The organism is Bacillus sp. Marseille-Q1617 (genome assembly GCF_903645295.1).
In the GTDB taxonomy this organism is placed as follows: Bacteria; Bacillota; Bacilli; order Bacillales; family Bacillaceae_B; genus Rossellomorea.
On sequence record NZ_CAHJXM010000001.1, the window covers coordinates 962635 to 981380 of the forward strand.

An 18746-nucleotide genomic window follows, 5' to 3' on the forward strand; every position below is an offset into this window, starting at 1 on the left:
TTTGGAACAACCTGTGGGGTACTTCAACATATCAGGACTCTCTTAAAAAGTCACCGCTTTTTCCGCCGGATTTCTCAAGAAGATAGGTTTCTCCGATAACCATTCCTTTATCGACAGCTTTGCACATATCGTAGATTGTCAAGGCGGTAACGGATGCAGCCGTTAATGCCTCCATTTCCACACCTGTACTGCCTTTCGTTTTTACTTCGGTGGTGATCACCAGCTCGTAGTGCGGGTTTTTTTCTTTCCAGTCAAAGGAGATATCCACACCGCTGATCGGAATGGGGTGGCACATCGGAATGATGGAGGAAGTCTGTTTAGCCCCCATAATCCCAGCAACCTGTGCGACTGATAGTACATCTCCTTTTTTAAAATCATCGTTTACGATTTTGTCGTAAATCTCTTTCGTTACTGTAATGCTCGATCGTGCTTTTGCATAACGGCTGCTTTCATTTTTAGCGGTGATGTCCACCATCTTGGCGCGGCCCTGTCCATTGAAATGTGTAAATTCACTCATATTTTGACACCTCTTAGATTTTATATTGAGTTGATTCCTGTGTATTCGTTATCGTAACATAAATGGTTTAGAAAGGAGCTGACGTGTATGAAAGTGATTCAAGTTGTCGGATTTAAAAACAGCGGAAAGACTACGGTTTCTTCGAATGTGATTACTTATGCAGCCAGCAAAGGAATAAAGACCGGATCGGTAAAGCATCATAGCCACGGTGCACCGGATGTTGTACCGGGGACGGATAGTGACCGTCATCTAAAATCTGGAGCCACTCTTGCCGGAGTTGAAGGGGGCGGTATTTTCAGCGTATCTCTCCAGCTGGGAGACTATGATTTCGATGATATCCTTCGAATCTATGAATTAATTAAGGTTGAAGTGCTGGTGGTTGAAGGATACAAAGAAAAAAATTATCCCAAAATCGTTTGTATACGAAATCAAGAAGACTTTTCCCTTCTTGACTCTCTGGAAAATGTTCAAGCGGTCTTTTTGCATTCACACCTTTCCTTGCCGCCCGGCTATCACCTTCCTGCATTCACTGCTGAAAGACTGGATGCCTTCGAACAATGGATCGATTCGTTCATCAACCTTTGATCAAGTAAAGAGAAGCTGTTCCCTGTTGATAGGGAACAGCTTCAATGAAGCTAGTTGATTTTTCTTTTGCTTTCCGAAATATCGCTGAACTGTCCCACATAATACTTTACATCGCCGGCATCATTGCAAACCTCTGATATAGTCAGCCACTCTAAATAGACTTCTCCATTTTTTCGTTTATTCCAGATTTTACCTTGCCAATATCCTTGATCTTTTAATTCATTCCACAGAGCTGAATAAAAATGCTGATCATGCCGGCCGGATTGAAGAATACTTGGTTTCTGTCCAACGGCTTCTTCTTTTTCATAGCCGGTTACTTTAGTGAAAGCCTGATTTACCCGTTCGATGACCCCCTCTTCGTTTGTGACCATCATTCCCTGGGCAGTGTTTTCAAGTACTTTATTTTCCAGCTTTAATTTTTCACGGAACGTCATCCATAATACGATGACAAAACTGAGAAGGGCGAATTCGGATAAAGCCATGAATCCGATGGCATAGTGCCCCGTCAAACTGAAGACGGTTGTTAACACTAATGGAGGGAAGAATCCTCCCAGACCTCCCATGGCCGCCACAAGACCATTTACGATACCCGCCTGTTTGGTGAAATAGAGCGGGACCAGTTTGAAGATCGTTCCATTCCCAATCCCCGCGCAGGCCGCGACTGTCAATACACCAGTGGTATATAACTCAATCGTAGGAGAGAAAGATAATAATACACCTGAAAATGTTAATCCCCCGAAGACAAACAACAGGATGAAATACGGATTGAATTTATCAGACAGCCATCCGCCGATCGGGCGCATAAATGTTGATAAAGCGATGAAGCCTGCCGTACGTAAACCAGCGTCAACCGGTGTTAAATTAAATTCATTCACCAAGAAGTTTGGTAAATAAATGGTGAATGCGACAAAAGATCCAAAAGTGATGAAGTAAAATAAACATAACGCCCATAACGTTGAATTCCGGTATACTTCTTTTACCTGTTTAACGATTGAAACATTCACTTTCTTTTCTTTGCGATCACCAAATACAAAGTTTAAAATAGCAAAAGCTAACAGTAAGACAAGATAGAAGCGGACCGTTGTCACCCATCCAAATGAGCTGGCGAGGACAGGGGCGGCAAATGCGGTTACCGCAGTACCGATATTACCCGATCCATATATTCCGTTAATGAATCCGTGCTTGCTTGAAGGATAATATTTAGGTAGAGAGGTTACCCCTATTGAAAAAGTCGCTCCTCCTATCCCTATCAAGAGACCTCCAATGACTAAATCCGAGAGTGAGTCAGCTTGACTGATGTAGAATACAGGGAATAATAACGCGATAAAGCTTAACGTGAAGACTAATCTGGCACCGAAACGATTTGTGTAATATCCGATCGGGATGCGAAGCACACTTCCCAAAATGACCGGGATCGCGGTTACTAAGGCAACTTCTCCGTTCGTTAAATCAATATCCTGACGAATATTCGGCATAAGTGAAGAAATGAGCACCCATACCATAAACCCGGCGATGAGACTTGATGTTTGAAGAGGCAGCTGGATTTTTGTACTCTTCATTGGATGATTCTCCTTTCAATCCTATAAAAATGAAAATCTATATCCATATCCTAACAACGGTGCACGGATAAGGTTGTGAAGTTCATCACACGAGACAAAGAAACTTCACATGAGAAACTCCTCAGCTCATTAAATTCACAATTTCTTCATAAGAGCTTTTCAAGTTTTTATGAAAAGACCGCAATATATTTCTTTGCAGCAACGGATGCTGGTCCGATATGTTGATGATTAATGGAAGAGGGACTTCCATATATATTGTGGTTTCTCTCACCTCGAGACTAATTGAGTCCCCATTCTTATGATATTGAAGAAAGACACTCGGCATAAACATATCATTTGTTGTTAATGACCCCATTTTATATTGAGAATGCTGGGATTCTTTCATGTGAACGTGAAGAGAACCGGATAATATGAGGATCATCGTGTTTCTCTTTTGTAAGCAAATAATGTCATCCTTTTCTTTTTTTATGATGCTTGAAGCTTCCACTATCCTTTTCAGTTGACTATTCCCAATGTCTTGAAACAAGCTGAGACTTTTCAGGTAAAGCAGATAATCCTGCTTATGCATTCTTTCTCCCCCTCTAATCAATGCATTTTCATCATTATAAAAGAATCCCTGAAAAATAACTGTGACACTTTTCACAGTTATTGGAATATAAAAAGGCGGCCTCAACTTTACGTTGAGACCGCCTCATATTCTCTTAATCTATATTGCAAATATCAATTGGACAGTTTTCACAACCGATTTCTTCCCTGAGGTATTCTAGATCCAGGATGATGATCCTGCCGTCAGATGTATAATCAATGATATTCTTTTTCTTTAATTCACTCAGCATGCGGTTCACACTTTCTCTCGTCGCAGCACAAAATTTGGCCAATTCCTGATTGGTGAGATGAATATCGAGAAGAATTCCTTTTTCATTTTTAATCCCATAAGAGTTTGAAATACGGATAATGGTGGAATAAAGGGCGCCTTTTTTTCCGTTCATGACTAAATCACGGATTTTTGATTGGTTTTTTCTAAGATGAGTTGAAATCCATTTCATAAATTCGAAGGTTAGGGGGGCATCGTTGATTAGATTTTTTTCTAACGTATCTCTTTGTATGACGTGAACTTCTCCTTCTTCTAATGTGTATGCACTTAACATGTAAGTGGCATCATCAGAGAAAAGCGTCAATTCTCCAATAAAGTCGTCCTTTTTACATATTCGCATGTTCAATTCCTTGCCTTCAAGACTCAGCTTGCTAATTTGAAAAATCCCGGATTTAATCAGATATAATTCAGCTGCTTCTTCCCCTTCTTGAAATAAAAAAGTCCCTTTTTTTATTTTACGTGGAGTTCCGATTGACTGTAATAAAGAAGCCAAATCCTCTGAAACAGTGGAAAGGTCGCTTTTTCTTTTTTTATTCAATTCCATTAAGGTATCACCACTCCTAAATTTGAGTACCAATAACATTTACTAGATAACATGTATTTTACATGTAACTTTTATCACTATTGCATTTAAAGTAACATGTTATGCTTACGTTTACAACTATATTCTGGAAAGGAAGATTTACACTTTATGGATAGAAAGAACGTGATGGGCGTGATTCTCGCAGGAGGCAAGTCAAGAAGATTTGGTTCAAATAAAGGATTTGCCCTTTATAAAGGAGTTCCTTTTTATGAATGGTCAATAAGAGCGATGAAGAAAGCTGTAGAGAGCTGTGTTTTGGTCACAAATAGGGAACTGGAGAGAGAGTATAAAGCTGTAGCCGGAATGACTGTCATAGTGGATGATGCATCCTTCGAAGAAAGTGGGCCGCTTGGAGGAATGTATACCGCTATGTCAGAAATGGCACCGGTTGAATGGTATGTTCTGCTGCCGATTGATGTTCCTTATATCAATTCCTCCATTATAGAGCAAATCATTGAGGCTGATGGAACAGGGTGCAAAGCGATCATTCCCATCATTGAGGGGAAAAAACAGTTTTTGATTGCAGCGTATCATTATTCTCTCAAAGATGTGATTTATGAGCAGTTGCTTACAGGAAACTACAGGATGCAGTCTTTAGTGGAGAAGATAGATGTTCACTATATTGAGGAAAAAAAGATGGGGAAAAATGCGGGCGTATCCTTTAGAAATGTGAATACAGTCCATGATTTGGAAATCTTTAAAAGGGAGGACTGTGACAAACATCATAATGAGCACTGATTCTTCATGTTAAGATGAACACAAATCGGTACAAAAAGTAAGGAGTGCGAGAAAATGAAGAATGTTCTCGATACCCGAAAACGACCGTTGCGTGATTTAAGAATTTCAGTAACGGATCGTTGTAATTTCAGATGCAGTTACTGCATGCCTAAAGAGATTTTCGGGGCTGATTATCCCTTTATGAAAAAAGATGAAATTCTTTCCTTTGAGGAAATTGTCCGCTTGGCGGAATTATTTGCGGAATATGGAGTGGAGAAGATTCGTTTAACCGGCGGGGAACCGTTGCTGAGAAAAGATCTTCCGGTGTTGGTTAAACGTCTTTCGGCGATGGATGGAATTAAATACGTCACGTTAACAACAAATGGAGTTTTCCTGGCAAAGCATGCGAAAGCGCTGAAAGAAGCAGGCATATGCCGGGTAAATGTCAGTCTTGATTCTCTTGATGATGAAGTGTTCAAAAAAATAAATAATATGAATACGAGTGTCTCGGCTGTTTTGAAGGGAATCTTCGCAGCAAGAGATACCGGGCTTGAAGTCAAGGTGAACATGGTTGTCAAGAAAGGGTTAAATGATCAGGAAATATTGTCGATGGTTCGTTTCTTTAAGGAAGAAAACATTACACTGCGTTTTATTGAATATATGGATGTTGGTTGTACGAATGGCTGGAATTTTAGAGACGTCGTCTCAAAAAAACAGCTGTTTGATATGATTCAGGAGCATTATCAGCTCGAACCTGTTAAGCAGGACTTCTTTGGAGAAGTGGCTAAGAGATATCGCCACAAAGGAACCAATACAGAGGTAGGGTTTATCTCTTCAGTCACGGAAACATTCTGCGGTTCATGTACGAGGGCGCGGTTATCAACAGATGGAAAGCTTTATACCTGTCTGTTCGCCTCAGAAGGATATGACTTAAGAGACATGCTCCGTTCAGGTGCATCTGATGAAGAAATTGCTGCAACGATCCAATCTATTTGGGAAAAGCGGGAGGACCGTTATTCTGAAGTCCGCACCGAAGAAAGCCAGAAGAATCGTAAAATCGAGATGTCGTATATTGGTGGATAAGCTGGATAGACATAAGAAATATTTTAATAAATTGGAATGTCATAAATGCTGAACCTATATGGAATGAGGGTTCGGCATTTTTTTGTGGGATGAATGTATAAGCACGATATCATGTTTTAAGCACCTGCCTATAGGCTACTAACCAGCTCAGCAAAAACATATACATATCAAAGACACCTAACAAGAGGGCGGGAGGACTGCGTGTGAAAAGGGAAATTAAAGAAACAGCCAATAAAATGGTGGAAGAACTTCGGCGGAAACAGAATCCTGACGGCAGCTGGTCGTTTTGTTTTGAAAACAGTCTGCTGACGGATGCCTATATGATCATCTTGATCCGTTCTTTATTTTTGAAGGAAGATGAGCTTGTCTATCAATTGGTCAGAAGACTTCTGAATATGCAGACGGAAGAAGGGACGTGGAAGGTGTTCGTGGATGAGGAAGAAGGGAATCTATCGGCTACGATTGAAGCTTACTTTGCGTTGAGATTCAGTGGCCTTCTAGATGAAAAAGACCCTCGTTTGAAAAAAGCGGAAAGGTTCATCAAGGAGAAAGGGGGACTGGAGGAGGCTCATACGCTTACGAAGCTGATGCTTGCGGTTCATGGTCAGTATGAGTGGCGATATCTGATGCCAATTCCGATTGAAGTCCTGATTATTCCAGGTGCATTTCCTATCAGCTTTTGGGATTTCAGCAGCTATGCAAGGGGGCATATCGCTCCGTTCCTGCTACTCCGGGATGGGCGCTATCATCTGAAGACATCGCGAACGCCAAACATCAGGCATCTGTTCCTGAATACAGGGCGCAGCCAGGAACCTGACCAGAACCGAATGTTTCTTCTGGAGAAACTAAAAGAGGGAATCAAGGAGCTTGCGGGTTTGCCGGATTACCTTCGTACACAGGCCAGGCAGTTTGCACACAATTATATGTTGCAGCGGATAGAGTCAGATGGAACATACTTGAGTTATTTCAGTACTACCTTTTTTATGATTTATGCGTTGATGTCGACAGGAGATAAGGAAGACTCCACTGTCATAAGAAATGCCATAAACGGTTTAAAGGAGATGATCTGTCAAACGGATAACGGGCCTCATGTCCAGAATTCCCCTTCACGCGTATGGGACACCGCACTGATCACCGATGTCCTGCAAGAATCGGGTGTCGGCTTTGAAGGCGAGACGGTAAAGGAGTCTGTCAGTTACTTGTTAAAACAGCAGCATTATAAATTCGGGGATTGGGCCATCGAGATTCCAACCGTTACTCCAGGGGGCTGGGGGTTTTCTGAAAGCAATTCGATTCATCCTGATGTGGATGATACGACAGCTGCGCTTCGCGCCCTCACCTATTCAGCCAGCGAAAGACCTGAGATCCGGCAAGCTTGGGAGAGGGGGGTGGATTGGGTGCTCGGTATGCAGAACCGTGATGGGGGCTGGCCCGCTTTTGAAAAGAATAAGACCAAAGGGATTCTTGCTTCATTTCCGTTGGACGGGGCAGAAGCGGCAGCGATTGATCCTTCTACAGCAGACCTGACAGGAAGGACCCTTGAATTCCTCGGCAGCCGGGCCGGACTGACAAAGGATCACCCAAATATGAAAAGGGGCATTGGGTGGTTGAAGCTGAGTCAGGAAGAGGACGGTTCCTGGCCAGGCAGGTGGGGGATCCACTATATTTATGGAACGTGGGCGGCTGTCACGGGGATGAAGGCTGCAGGAGTGCAGTCAACAGATAAAAGCATCGAGAGGGCAAAGAGTTGGCTCGAAAGCATTCAAAGAAGTGACGGGGGCTGGGGCGAGTCATGCTACAGCGATCAAAAAAACAAGTACGTTCCGCTTTCCTTCAGTACGGCCTCGCAGACAGCGTGGGCACTTGATGCCCTCATCAGTATATCCGACCAAGCCGACGATGCCATTGAAAAAGGAATGAGAAGGCTCTTGGACCTCATCAATAACGAACAGACTTCCCCGGCAGATTCCTACCCGACAGGAGCAGGCCTTAAGGGGAAATTCTATATCCACTACCACAGCTACAAATGGATCTGGCCGCTCCAGACTATGAGCCATTATTTAACTAAATACGACTGAGGGCTTTTCAACGGGCCCTCACCGCTTCCCCCCGCTAAAAGCCCGTCCCTCGCTGCACCAAAGTACTAAAAGCCCGTCCCGCAATACAGCACTGCGCTAAAGAGTTAGAATATTCTTTACTTATCATGCATAACATCTTAAACTGTGGGTGGGAAGTAATTTTTTCCAAGAGGCTCTGACATTAAATTTAATGCGATATTAATTATTCCTAGCTTTTGATTGGAGTACAAGATGAAGACTCCTGCGGGAGAAGCGAGACAGGTAAGACTTGTCCAGCTCCAAGGCTTAGAGGCACATGTCATAAGTCAACTCGTCCAAGAAGGCAAAGAACGCCTTCGTGGCCGATTCGCCTTATGCCACCCGCCTCTGACCAAAGCCTATCCGCTTTTCTAACCCACAGGAGCATAGCGACGAGGAGGCTTACCGGCCGCCCGCGGAAAGCGAAGTCTTGCACGGAAATCAAAAGCGGCAATAAAAGAGCCTTCCAAAATAAAAAAGGAGGAGATCAAAGATGATTAAAATTTTCGACGGAGTTACGAATGCAGTAAAAAAGTGTGAGGTTCGACATATTAAAACGTAGTGTAGGAGGAAGTTATGAAGACAACCTTAGAGAAAGTAAGAATAGTAGAATATCATGAAGGTCTCGCGAAAGGGATCGCGAAGATGTGGAACGAAAGCCGGGAAAACTGGGGCGGGGATTCCACAGTAACAACAGAGCAGGATGTCATAGACAAAGAGGGAAACTCTACGAATCTTCATCTATATCTGGCCATGGTCGATGAAGAGGTGGTCGGGTACTGCGGCTTATCACAATACCGTGAAGATGAAGGTGCGCTGTATATTCCGCTCTTGAATGTCCACCCGGACTATCATGGATTGAAAATCGGGAAGCAGCTCGTCCTGAAAGCACTCGAAAAAACGATTGAATTGAAGTGGCCCCGCCTTGACTTGTTTACGTGGCCCGGCAATACCAAAGCCGTTCCGCTTTATAAGAAGTGCGGGTTCTTCTGGGAAGACAGGGATGATACCACTCATTTAATGAATTTCATTCCTTCTGTATTACAAATCGACTGGCTGAAGCCATTCTTTGATAAACATGACTGGTATAGTGCGAGTCAGCGTGTCATCGAGGTGAAACCGGACGGAATCAAGGATGGGGATCATACTTACTATGAATACAAATGGGAGGCGGGGGACGAGTATGTCCGCGTCCAATTTGAACGGACAGGACGAGGAATCCGCCTGATCGAAACGCAGGATCTTCTCGTGGAAATGAAGCTTCCGGACTTTAAGCTTCTTGAAAAAGAAGACCAGCCCGTTACTTATCGAGTTGTCAACAAAACGGATGCACCAGTCGAAGTTTCCCTTTGGGGCATGTCCACGGAAGTCGTGAATCATAGTTTCATAGGGAAGGAAACGGTGGAAAACGAGTGGGCCGGTGAATATCCTGCTGTCCTCACACTGCCAGAACGGGAACCAAGCCCATGGAAAACACATCCGGCGGTGTCGGCAAATATCGAAATTGACGGCAGATTATTCCCACTAAAAATGGGTGTTTTTCCTAAACAGGCAGGCAGACTGAACTTACGCACCGTAAAAAAGAATTGGCGTCCGAATCAGAAAGCGGTTCTATATGTCGATATCGAAAGCCAGCTTGATGACGATGCACTGTGGACGGTTAAACTGCCGCAAAGTAAGGTCCTGAAGTGGGAACAAAAAGAAGTTACAACTGAATTAAAGAGGAAAAGCAGGGTTTCCGTGCCCATTAAGGCCGAGCTTTTAAAAAATGGTTTTTACTCAGAAGACGTGAATATCGAAGTCAAGAAACAGGACGGCGAATGCTTCGAGTTCCAATCAAAGCTGACACTCGCATTCCCGGGACTCGGCGCACGGTTCGGAGGGGAAACCGACGAGCACTGGGCAGCGTATAACGGTCCTTATTTTGTCGAGATTGAAAAGAGAAATCATTTCGTCAAAATCGGTTCCCTGCACTCCAAACAAAACCCGATGACTCTTTTTACACCAAAACTGGGTAAGCCGTTCAGCGAAGAGTTTTCAAAGAAAGAAGCCACTTCGGTGGAGTACATTGAAACCCCTGAGGCCTTTGTCGTGAAGACCACTTTGGAATCAGTAACTTTTTCATCGGTGATTTTGAATACGTATATGAAGATATACGGGTCCGGAATCTTGGAAATCAAACATGAAGTCGTGAATAAATCCGATGAACCGAAAGAGCGGCTCTATCTGATCCAGCCGCTGCCGATCGAGTTCAAGCGGATGGCCATTCCACAAAAAGATGGCGTGGTCACAGGCGATGAGGCCATGATGCCGTTCATGGACTATATCCGTGATAAGGAAATCTCGGAACGCTGGCTGTTCACCTCGGCAGCGAATGGTGAAACGAAAGGTCTTGCGTGGCCGGAAGGTGCATTGGGGAGAAAAAATGATTGGCATTTTGCGATTGAATATAAGATCGACCATGTCCCTTCCCAGAAGGAAGTATGCCTCGGTCCGATCCAAGTCGGGATCAATTCATCCCCGTCCTGGAAAGAATGGAGGTCATTCGTTCTCGGCGATGATACAGACAGCATGGAAGAATGCCCGCTTTATACTCTTGAAGCGGCTGATGGGAACCTTATTACCCCGGCTCGTGGAAAGGTGAACTATTCTTTCCGGTCTATGCTTACACCTTATCTCGAAGGAAAACTATTCCTTGAGGGTGAAGGGAATAGTGTGGAACAAAGGGTGACGAAAAAGGATGAAGTCACAGAAGTGAATGTGGAACTTTGTCACGGGACACCTGGAGTGAATCGGTTAACAGGCCAATTCCAATCCCGAGGTCAGCAGGCATCACTCGAAACAGCCGCGCTGGTAACAGGTAATAAAGAAATCGGGATGGTAGAGAATGAGGATGGCTGGACCGTGGACAATGGCGTGCTTGCCTTCAAAGCGGCAGCCGGCTATTATCCTGGAATATATTCATTGATTTATAAAAATAAAGAATTCCTTCACCATCAGTATCCGGAACCGGGACCGAAAGCCTGGTGGAATCCGTGGGGAGGAGGGGTGCGTTATACCTTCATGAATGTAAGTCCCTACTCGATGCTGAAAGAGCCGACAACCGTGGAACCTGTCACAAAGCAGGATGAGCACGGAAACAGCTGGAGCGGGCTTTCCGTGACCACGGTGTTCAAAGAGCATGAAACGATGAAGGGGGTCACCCTCCGTCAATATGCGCTTACTCTTCCGGAAGTTCCCGTTCTTGCTTTCTATTGCGAAATCGAACAGAATTCCGGCCGTACGTTTGCGGGAGAGTCGGTGGATCTCGAGGCATTCTTCAAACCTGGTGAAGCATTATCTTCATGCTATGTGAAGCTGCCGTCCCAAGGGAAGTTCGATACGTATTATTCGGGTGTGGAAGAGTTTGTGCTTGGAGACAGCCCATACGTCCATGCAGGTTCAGATGAACGAAAAGAAAAGGCCCTGCTCATCCACCCTGAATCTGCAAAAATGAATGAGGTGTATATGAATCAGGAAGTATTCGTAGCCGCCTCTTCAGAGGAATGGTCAGCTGCTTCTGGTGAATGTGTGAAGGTCAAGCCGACCTTGATGGTCCTGGGTGAGGAAGACTTTTCCGGGTCGTATAAGCAATTCAGAAAAATATCATTTAAGTAATGGGATTTGCCCGCTTCGGCTAACCTGTCGGGCATTCGATCCCTTTAACCGTACGGCAAGAGAGAAGAGGTGCGGCAATCAATCTGCTGCTCTTATTTATATAAACGTGGAGGAAACAAGTATGTCGTTTAGTCACTATGGAAAGCTTTGTACAGAAGTATATGACCTGACAAAAGAAGTAGGACAATCATTCAGTGGGGATATTGAATTTTATCGGGAAAAGTTGAGAGATACAAAAGGCAGGATCCTGGAGGCTATGGTCGGCTCTGGCAGGGTCATGATCCCTTTATTGGCAAACGGTCTTAAGGTGGACGGTATGGATGATTCACCGGAAATGCTCGCCTCATGCAGACACCGTTTGGAAGAGAGGGGGCTTCAGGCGGAGCTTTACGAATCCAATTTACAGACTCTTGATTTGCCTCATCAGTATGAAGCAATCATCATCCCTGGTGGTTCCTTTTTATTGATTGATGACCGTGAAGAATCCATGCACGCGTTAAGGAAACTCCATGATCACCTGGAACCTGGCGGGAGACTTATGATGGATGTGTTTCTTCCTGACGCTCAATTTGAGACCGGCAAGGTGAATACATCCGTCTTCCCGCTTCCGGACGGAGACACCATTACGATGGAGAGCAAGCTCGTCGAAGCGGATTTCTTCTATCAGCGAAAAGTGACTCACCTGAAATACGAAAAATGGAGAAGCGGGAGTCTCATTGAAACAGAGCTCCAGCGTTTTGCCATTCGGTGGTATGGGGTGGAGGAGCTCAGGCTGATCCTGAAGGAAATCGGCTTTTCTAAAATAAACATCTGTGCAGACTTCGTGGAAGGAAAGCAGCCGTCAGGAAGTCATGAAAAGATCATTTATATTGCAGAGAAATAAAGGGTATGATTAATCAGTGCGTGGAGACGATTCCTTAACGGAATAGGCATTCACTGGTCAAAAAACGTGAATAACAGAAGGCCTGCGTCCGTTTGCCGGAAGCAGGCTTTCTTGCTATTAAGGACTTTTTTATTAATCAGAAGCATCGTTAACAATACAGGGGAACGGGTGTTGCTTTTTTAGCTTGTTTTCAAGATTGCGTTTTTGGTTACAGCTGTTTCTTTTTTCTGGATGAAGTTAATACATGTCGTGAATAGTCCCAATACAATAAGTGTCAATACAATGCCGAGCAGCCCTGTTTTATAGAGAAAGCCGAATGTCGAGGCCGCTGTGACAGCAAGCAAAAGAGATACTGCTGCCGAATACGCGCCAATGCTGTTGATAGAACCCATCCATTCCAGCTTGCCGGCATTTTCGATTAAACTGATCGACACGATTGTCAGTATGTTTATAATCATCCCGATCCACACAGGGTGTATATTCTGATAGAAATCATTGATCGCCCAACCTCCCAGATGATACCAGAGCAGCCCTGAAGATGAACCTGTAAAAAGAGAAAGGAGGGCAGCGCGTTTTGTAACGACCGGCCAGAACAAAGCAGCTACAACGGGGGCGAAGGTTGCCGAGTTCCGTGTAACCCAGGCGAGCACATTCCACCAAGCGGATTGTTCAGAACGAATTAAGGCGAAACTAATCATTAATACGGTCAATAACACAAGGGACCACTTCGTATAACGAACCAGCTGCAGCTCTGTAGCTTTAGGGTTGATGGCTTTTCCGGTATCTCTCCCAAGGCTCGTGGCCCCTGAGAATTGACACGGGGCACCCCAGCTGAGGGCAGCAGCCCAGAACCCGAGGAAAAATAATCCGACAAGTGGAGCAGGGAGAGTCTCCATCAGGTAAAGTGGGATCGCTACCAAGCCTTGGGATTGACCCGGAACCACCTGCTGAGCAGCCAGACCGAATAAAACAGCACCTATGATGAGTGGAATGCCCAAAACAGCACCATATAATAATCCTTTTCGGCCCTCCTCAGGAGTTTTACAGGATAACGCCATCTGAAAGGCAGCTTGAGCCAAGATCACATTGAACAAGAAGGTACCGAACCAAGCAAGTATGGTTTGTATTCCTGCTCCATTCCAAGAAGCAAACTGAGGTTTTTCTTTAAATAACGAAGCAATTCCTTCTACTCCGGGGTTGATAAAGAATGCATACGTTCCAATCGCCAGCATGATGAAAAATACGATCACATTACTCAATTGTGTAAAGCCGATTGACCACATTCCCCCAAACTGAAGATAAGCGAGGAGAAGGACCGCAGTAATCGTAACGGACCAAATCAATGAGATTCCGGTAAATACAGACATTGCCGATGCAAAAGCAAGTGCTGTGGCGACCGACCACATTGGGAAGGTAAACGCCGTAATAGCGCCGGCGATCCCTCTGACCTTTTCACCATAACGGTCTCCAAGCAGTCCTGAAATCGTCACAAGGGCTTTTTTTCTAAATGGGGTAATCAGGACCAGAGCAATGATCAACACGTGAATGGTCTCGGCCACCCCGTACCAAATCGCTGATATACCCGTCAAATAGCTCAGTTCGAGTATCGCAATATAGGATGATCCCGAGAATAATCCAGTAATGCAAACTGCTACAAAAAAGGAATTGAATCCCCGTCCGCCAACAAAGAAACCATTCCCATCGACAGCCTTCTTTCTTGAAAACTGACTTACAAAAATAAGAAAGACTGTGTAAAAAAGTGCAAAACCGATAAACCAATAACCAACTTCTGTCATCTTTAACATCCCCTTTTATTGTTTTTATAACGATCTGTTTAGTCAGGAATAAAAGAGGAATTCAATAGAAAAAGCCTCTCCCAGAGGAAGAGGCATCATCTCTTCCTCATCTTCCAGACTGTGTGTCTGTTGGAATTAGCACCTTACTACTTTCAAATAAGAAAATAACAGGTTGCCGCAGGATCACAGGACCAATTTCCTCCCCTGGCTCTCGATAAGGATTATATTCATTTTAAGTTATGTATTACTGTAACGCATTAATGTGATGTCGTCAAATGATTTCGAAAATTAAGAGAAAAGAACCAGAAAGTTATTTCTTCAAATTTCTCAGGGAAGCAGACGGTTTATTTATTAGAGGATATAGATAAATGAGCATGAATAGGAAAACCGCCCCGGTGAACCCGTGACGGTTTTTCTTAACTTGCTTTTCTTTTAGAATAAGACTGCATCTGCCCGGGCAGATACTCATTAAAGTAATGATTTGTTTCCTTCACGATCACCTTATAAAGAAGAAGTAAGGCAATTAAGTTCGGAATCATCATCAGGGCGTTCGACATGTCTGCAAATGCCCAAACCAGTTCAAGATTCGCCACTGCACCCATCCCGGTTGCAACGACATAAATCAAACGGTACGAAGCAATATAGCGATAGCCGGTCAAGTACTCGAAGCACTTCTCACCGTACATATACCAGCCGACAATCGTCGAGAACCCAAAGAAAATGACGGAGAATGAAACGATGTATTCTCCTGCAACCCCGAGGGCATGTCCGAATGCGGCGCTCGTCAATGCACCGCCGTCAAGGTCAGCGGCATGCTGGACACCTGAAATGGCACCGCCGGTCGGATCCCAGAAACCGGTGATAATCAAGACGAGCCCCGTCATTGTACACACGATGATCGTCACGATGAATGTCCCGGTCATTGCAACCAGGGCCTGTTTTACAGGATGATCCGTTTTTGCATTCCCGGCAATCAGCGCGGCCGTACCAAGGCCGGCTTCATTTGAGAAGATTCCGCGTGATACACCGCTGCGGATTGCTTCACTGATGACAATACCGGCAAATCCGCCTGCAGCTGCAACAGGATTAAATGCGTAATGGAAAATCAGTTTGAAAGCTGGAACGATCATGTCATAATTCAGTCCGATGATCAATAGTGACCCGCCGATATAAAGGAAGGCCATGATTGGCACGAAGAATGAAGCCACCGTGCTGATTCGTTGGATACCGCCGAAAATAATCAGTGCAGTAAGCACAGCCAGTACAATCCCGGTTACCCAATTATTAATTGAAAAGCTCGTCGTCATGACATCGGCAATCGTATTCGACTGCACGCTGTTCCCGATTCCAAGTGCGGCGAATGCCCCGAATAGAGCAAAAGCAACAGCGAGCCATTTCCACTTGCTCCCGAGCCCCTTTTCAACGTAATACATCGGTCCGCCTGAATACTCTCCGTTTTTATTTTTCACACGGTATTTCATCGCAAGCAGTGCCTCTGCATATTTCGTCGCCATCCCTAAAAGGCCGACGATCCACATCCAGAAGATGGCCCCTGGTCCCCCGATTGTCAAAGCCGTAGCCACACCTGCGATGTTCCCGTTTCCAATGGTTGCGGATAATGCAGTCATCAATGTTTTAAAGTTACTGATGTCACCTTCAGACTCAGCAGATTCAGATTTCGGTTCCTTCGTAAATGCCAGCTTAAATGCGTAAAATAATTTCTTGAACTGCAAGCCTTTAAGCATGATGGTCAAAAATAAGCCTGTCCCGAACAACAGTACTAAACTTGGTGTCCCCCAAAGAAATGAATTGATCTTGTTTAGTACATCTAACATAAAATCCCCCTCATGATGTAAGCGTTTTCTGATTGTGCCTCTACTATTATATATAGTACCACCCCCTGGCTGTCCAGTGATATGTGAAAGTTTGCCAGAGAATGAGTGGTTTGGACTAGCCTTTAGTGCAGTGAGGGACTGGGCTTGAAGGGTGTCGGCATACTAATAATTCAAGGGGGAAGGGTAAATGATGCCCGCCTTTTTCCGACAGTCTTCGACACTGGTATGTTATACTACTATAAGAATAGTAAACATACATAAAAAAGGAGTAATAGCATGAGCTGGTATTTGAAAGTAATAAAGAACTATGTGAATTTTCGTGATAGAGCAAGAAGAAAAGAGTACTGGATGTTCACGCTCGTCAACTTTCTAATCGCAATGGGGGTCTTCGTGATTGAAATGGCTGCGGGTATAGACGGATGGTTATATGGACTTTATTCCCTGTTTGTCTTCCTGCCGTCACTTGCCGTATCGATCCGCCGTCTTCACGACACTGGCAGGAGCGGCTGGTGGATTTTGATCTCCCTTATCCCGCTCGTTGGAGCCATTGTGATTCTCGTATTCATGTGCCTGGAAGGAGAGAGTCAATCCAATAAATGGGGACAGAATCCTAAATTTGGCGGAGGCTATCTATAAGACGAACACCATTACACCCGGCGTGCCTTTATAATAAGGAAGCCGGGTGTTCTTTTATCCTTTAACGCATCGCGGGACGGGCCTTTAGCTGTATAAAGTATAATCCCAGCAATTCCCACACATACTAATGATGGGTGATATGATGCGAGCGAAAAGTGATGAAACCGAAAAATACAGTGATGCCATCGACAGGATGCAAGAAGGTTTGGAGGCAATGATCGAGCTCTATAATGAGATGGAGGAGGACGCCCCTTTTATTGATCTGGAAGAGGGGGTCCTTGAGGATCTTGAGAAAGCGAAGCGCATTTACGGCGATGAATATGTGAGTAAAAAGGTCAATACAATCCTGAAAGAGGTGTTGACCTGGCTTGATTTAGAGGAAGGTAAGACAAAGTAGCCTGGCTGAATAGAGAGTTGAAAAATAATAAAAAGCCCCTGGCACAATGAATGTGTCAGGGGTTTTCAGGTTCCAAATTTATGAATGGAACAGCTTTCTTACAATCCTACCGATATATACTTAACCTCCAGATATTCCTCGATACCATAATGTCCGCCTTCACGTCCGAGTCCACTCTGCTTGAACCCGCCGAACGGAGCCTGAGGGGTGGAAGGGACGCCGTCATTGAGACCGACGATTCCGTACTCGAGTTGTTCACAAATCTCAATGCCCTTCGTGATATTTTCCGTGAATACATAAGCGGCAAGTCCATAAATGGAGTCGTTTGCACGTTCAATCGCTTCTTCCTGGGTCTTGAACGTCGAGACAGGTGCAAGCGGTCCGAATGTTTCATCCGTCATGCACAGCATATCCTCACTCACATCTGTAAGGACGGTTGGCTCGAAGAATAATCCTTGGCCGGCTTTTCCTCCGACGGCCACTTTGGCTCCTCTACTCACTGCATCGTCGATATGCTTCTGGACTTTCTCCACTGCATCTTCATCGATGAGAGGTCCGATGTCGACGCCTTCTTCAAGACCGTTTCCGACTTTCAGTTCTTTTACTTTTTCCACAAGCCTCTGAGTGAACTCTTCAGCTATATCCTCATGGACATATACACGGTTCGAGCATACGCATGTCTGCCCCGCGTTGCGGAACTTGGAGGCGATGACGCCCTCGACTGCTTTATTGATGTCGCAGTCGTCCATCACGATTGACGGGGCATGTCCGCCGAGCTCAAGGGAAACTTTCTTGATGGTGTCCGCTGATCCCTTCATCAGCTGTCTTCCCACTTCGGTCGAACCGGTGAAGGTCAGCTTGCGCACGCGTGTATCCTCGAGCCATGCGTCACCGATCGCTTTCGAATCACCGGTGACGACATTGATGACGCCTTTCGGGATACCAGCCTTTTCTGCAAGGGCGGCCATTTTCAACGCGGTCAATGGTGTAAGATTGGCCGGCTTGATAACGACGGTACAGCCGGTCGCCAGGGCTGGAGCCACTTTCCGTGTGATCATTGCTGCAGGGAAGTTCCATGGCGTGATGACAGCCACGACCCCGACAGGCTGCTTCGAAACAAACAACCGCTTATTACGCTGCGTGGCAGGAATCTGTTCGCCGTATACACGTTTTCCTTCTTCCGCATACCAGGAAATAAAACCGTTGGCATATTGGATTTCACCAAGTGCCTCTTTCAAAGGTTTACCCTGTTCCATTGTCATGGTACGGGCAAGATCTTCTTTATGTTCATTGATCAGGTCGTACCATTTTCGGATGAGCTCGCTTCTTTCGTAAACAGACTGCCTGGACCAGTCGAGGAATGCATTGTACGCCGCGTCCACAGCACTCACCGCTTCACTTTTCCCTCCTTTGGAGATCGTGGCCACAACCTCTGAAGTCGCCGGATTTGTCACATCCACCTTAGGTAAATCGCTTCCTATTTCTTCACCGTTGATGAGCATATTGTAGTGTTGCATGTTCAGCCTCC

At 45.0% G+C, this 18746-nt stretch carries 15 protein-coding genes and 1 riboswitch; of the genes, 8 read left to right on the forward strand and 7 right to left on the reverse strand.

Annotated elements, in window-relative coordinates; genetic code table 11:
* Positions 1–31: 31 nt before the first annotated feature.
* On the reverse strand, positions 32–517 hold the full coding sequence (gene moaC / locus HWX64_RS04800) for a cyclic pyranopterin monophosphate synthase MoaC (protein ID WP_175987742.1): 486 nt from the start codon (positions 515–517) through the stop codon (positions 32–34).
* 87 nt (positions 518–604) lie between these two features.
* On the opposite strand from moaC, the gene mobB reads away from it, so the two are divergent.
* Entirely contained in the window at positions 605–1102 is a 498-nt protein-coding gene (gene mobB, locus HWX64_RS04805; RefSeq protein ID WP_175987743.1) for a molybdopterin-guanine dinucleotide biosynthesis protein B, read from the forward strand.
* A gap of 50 nt (positions 1103–1152) precedes the next feature.
* On the opposite strand, the gene HWX64_RS04810 is transcribed toward mobB, so the two are convergent.
* From HWX64_RS04810 to HWX64_RS04820, 3 genes are all read right to left on the reverse strand, one after another.
* Positions 1153–2661 carry a nitrate/nitrite transporter gene (locus HWX64_RS04810; protein WP_175987744.1) on the reverse strand — a complete coding sequence of 503 codons (1509 nt, stop codon included), beginning with the start codon at positions 2659–2661 and terminating at the stop codon, positions 1153–1155.
* A 121-nt stretch (positions 2662–2782) separates the two neighbouring features.
* Positions 2783–3229: a hypothetical protein gene (locus HWX64_RS04815; protein WP_175987745.1), complete on the reverse strand. Its 447-nt coding sequence runs from the start codon at positions 3227–3229 to the stop codon at positions 2783–2785.
* A gap of 133 nt (positions 3230–3362) precedes the next feature.
* Positions 3363–4079 carry a Crp/Fnr family transcriptional regulator gene (locus tag HWX64_RS04820; protein WP_175987746.1) on the reverse strand — a complete coding sequence of 239 codons (717 nt, stop codon included), beginning with the start codon at positions 4077–4079 and terminating at the stop codon, positions 3363–3365.
* 147 nt (positions 4080–4226) lie between these two features.
* Here HWX64_RS04820 and HWX64_RS04825 point away from each other — a divergent pair, with 147 nt between their 5' ends.
* The 5 genes from HWX64_RS04825 to HWX64_RS04845 all read left to right on the forward strand — a co-directional run bounded on the left by HWX64_RS04825 (position 4227) and on the right by HWX64_RS04845 (position 12554).
* On the forward strand, positions 4227–4856 hold the full coding sequence (locus tag HWX64_RS04825; protein WP_175987747.1) for a molybdenum cofactor guanylyltransferase: 630 nt from the start codon (positions 4227–4229) through the stop codon (positions 4854–4856).
* 54 nt (positions 4857–4910) lie between these two features.
* Positions 4911–5918, forward strand: coding sequence for a GTP 3',8-cyclase MoaA (gene moaA, locus HWX64_RS04830; protein ID WP_175987748.1), 1008 nt, complete (start codon positions 4911–4913; stop codon positions 5916–5918).
* 203 nt (positions 5919–6121) lie between these two features.
* Complete coding sequence (locus tag HWX64_RS04835) at positions 6122–7996, forward strand: prenyltransferase/squalene oxidase repeat-containing protein (protein WP_175987749.1); 1875 nt, start codon at positions 6122–6124, stop codon at positions 7994–7996.
* A gap of 594 nt (positions 7997–8590) precedes the next feature.
* Complete coding sequence (locus tag HWX64_RS04840) at positions 8591–11671, forward strand: GNAT family N-acetyltransferase (RefSeq protein ID WP_175987750.1); 3081 nt, start codon at positions 8591–8593, stop codon at positions 11669–11671.
* 121 nt (positions 11672–11792) lie between these two features.
* Complete coding sequence (locus HWX64_RS04845; RefSeq protein ID WP_175987751.1) at positions 11793–12554, forward strand: class I SAM-dependent methyltransferase; 762 nt, start codon at positions 11793–11795, stop codon at positions 12552–12554.
* Positions 12555–12733: 179 nt separating this feature from the next.
* Here HWX64_RS04845 and HWX64_RS04850 read toward each other — a convergent pair whose 3' ends face one another.
* Together HWX64_RS04850 and HWX64_RS04855 are read right to left on the reverse strand one after the other, a co-directional pair.
* Positions 12734–14350 carry a sodium:solute symporter gene (locus HWX64_RS04850; protein ID WP_175987753.1) on the reverse strand — a complete coding sequence of 539 codons (1617 nt, stop codon included), beginning with the start codon at positions 14348–14350 and terminating at the stop codon, positions 12734–12736.
* A 103-nt stretch (positions 14351–14453) separates the two neighbouring features.
* Positions 14454–14571: riboswitch (SAM riboswitch) on the reverse strand.
* Between the two features lie 195 nt (positions 14572–14766).
* Complete coding sequence (locus tag HWX64_RS04855; RefSeq protein WP_175987755.1) at positions 14767–16185, reverse strand: sodium:alanine symporter family protein; 1419 nt, start codon at positions 16183–16185, stop codon at positions 14767–14769.
* A 276-nt stretch (positions 16186–16461) separates the two neighbouring features.
* On the opposite strand from HWX64_RS04855, the gene HWX64_RS04860 reads away from it, so the two are divergent.
* The gene (locus tag HWX64_RS04860; protein WP_175987757.1) at positions 16462–16821 is read left to right on the forward strand and encodes a DUF805 domain-containing protein; all 360 of its coding nucleotides are present in this window, start codon (positions 16462–16464) and stop codon (positions 16819–16821) included.
* A 139-nt stretch (positions 16822–16960) separates the two neighbouring features.
* Complete coding sequence (locus tag HWX64_RS04865; protein ID WP_175987759.1) at positions 16961–17218, forward strand: hypothetical protein; 258 nt, start codon at positions 16961–16963, stop codon at positions 17216–17218.
* Between the two features lie 98 nt (positions 17219–17316).
* On the opposite strand, the gene HWX64_RS04870 is transcribed toward HWX64_RS04865, so the two are convergent.
* Entirely contained in the window at positions 17317–18735 is a 1419-nt protein-coding gene (locus tag HWX64_RS04870; protein WP_175987761.1) for an NAD-dependent succinate-semialdehyde dehydrogenase, read from the reverse strand.
* Between the last annotated feature and the right edge of the window lie 11 nt (positions 18736–18746).

Coding starts and splice junctions, on each gene's coding strand:
- HWX64_RS04870 (WP_175987761.1), bottom strand. CDS start 18,735: ATGCAACACTACAATATGCTCATCAACGGTGAAGAAATAGGAAGCGAT.
- moaA (WP_175987748.1), top strand. CDS start 4,911: ATGAAGAATGTTCTCGATACCCGAAAACGACCGTTGCGTGATTTAAGA.
- HWX64_RS04825 (WP_175987747.1), top strand. CDS start 4,227: ATGGATAGAAAGAACGTGATGGGCGTGATTCTCGCAGGAGGCAAGTCA.
- HWX64_RS04815 (WP_175987745.1), bottom strand. CDS start 3,229: ATGCATAAGCAGGATTATCTGCTTTACCTGAAAAGTCTCAGCTTGTTT.
- HWX64_RS04820 (WP_175987746.1), bottom strand. CDS start 4,079: ATGGAATTGAATAAAAAAAGAAAAAGCGACCTTTCCACTGTTTCAGAG.
- HWX64_RS04840 (WP_175987750.1), top strand. CDS start 8,591: ATGAAGACAACCTTAGAGAAAGTAAGAATAGTAGAATATCATGAAGGT.
- HWX64_RS04810 (WP_175987744.1), bottom strand. CDS start 2,661: ATGAAGAGTACAAAAATCCAGCTGCCTCTTCAAACATCAAGTCTCATC.
- HWX64_RS04855 (WP_175987755.1), bottom strand. CDS start 16,185: ATGTTAGATGTACTAAACAAGATCAATTCATTTCTTTGGGGGACACCA.
- HWX64_RS04865 (WP_175987759.1), top strand. CDS start 16,961: ATGATGCGAGCGAAAAGTGATGAAACCGAAAAATACAGTGATGCCATC.
- HWX64_RS04860 (WP_175987757.1), top strand. CDS start 16,462: ATGAGCTGGTATTTGAAAGTAATAAAGAACTATGTGAATTTTCGTGAT.
- HWX64_RS04850 (WP_175987753.1), bottom strand. CDS start 14,350: ATGACAGAAGTTGGTTATTGGTTTATCGGTTTTGCACTTTTTTACACA.
- HWX64_RS04845 (WP_175987751.1), top strand. CDS start 11,793: ATGTCGTTTAGTCACTATGGAAAGCTTTGTACAGAAGTATATGACCTG.
- moaC (WP_175987742.1), bottom strand. CDS start 517: ATGAGTGAATTTACACATTTCAATGGACAGGGCCGCGCCAAGATGGTG.
- mobB (WP_175987743.1), top strand. CDS start 605: ATGAAAGTGATTCAAGTTGTCGGATTTAAAAACAGCGGAAAGACTACG.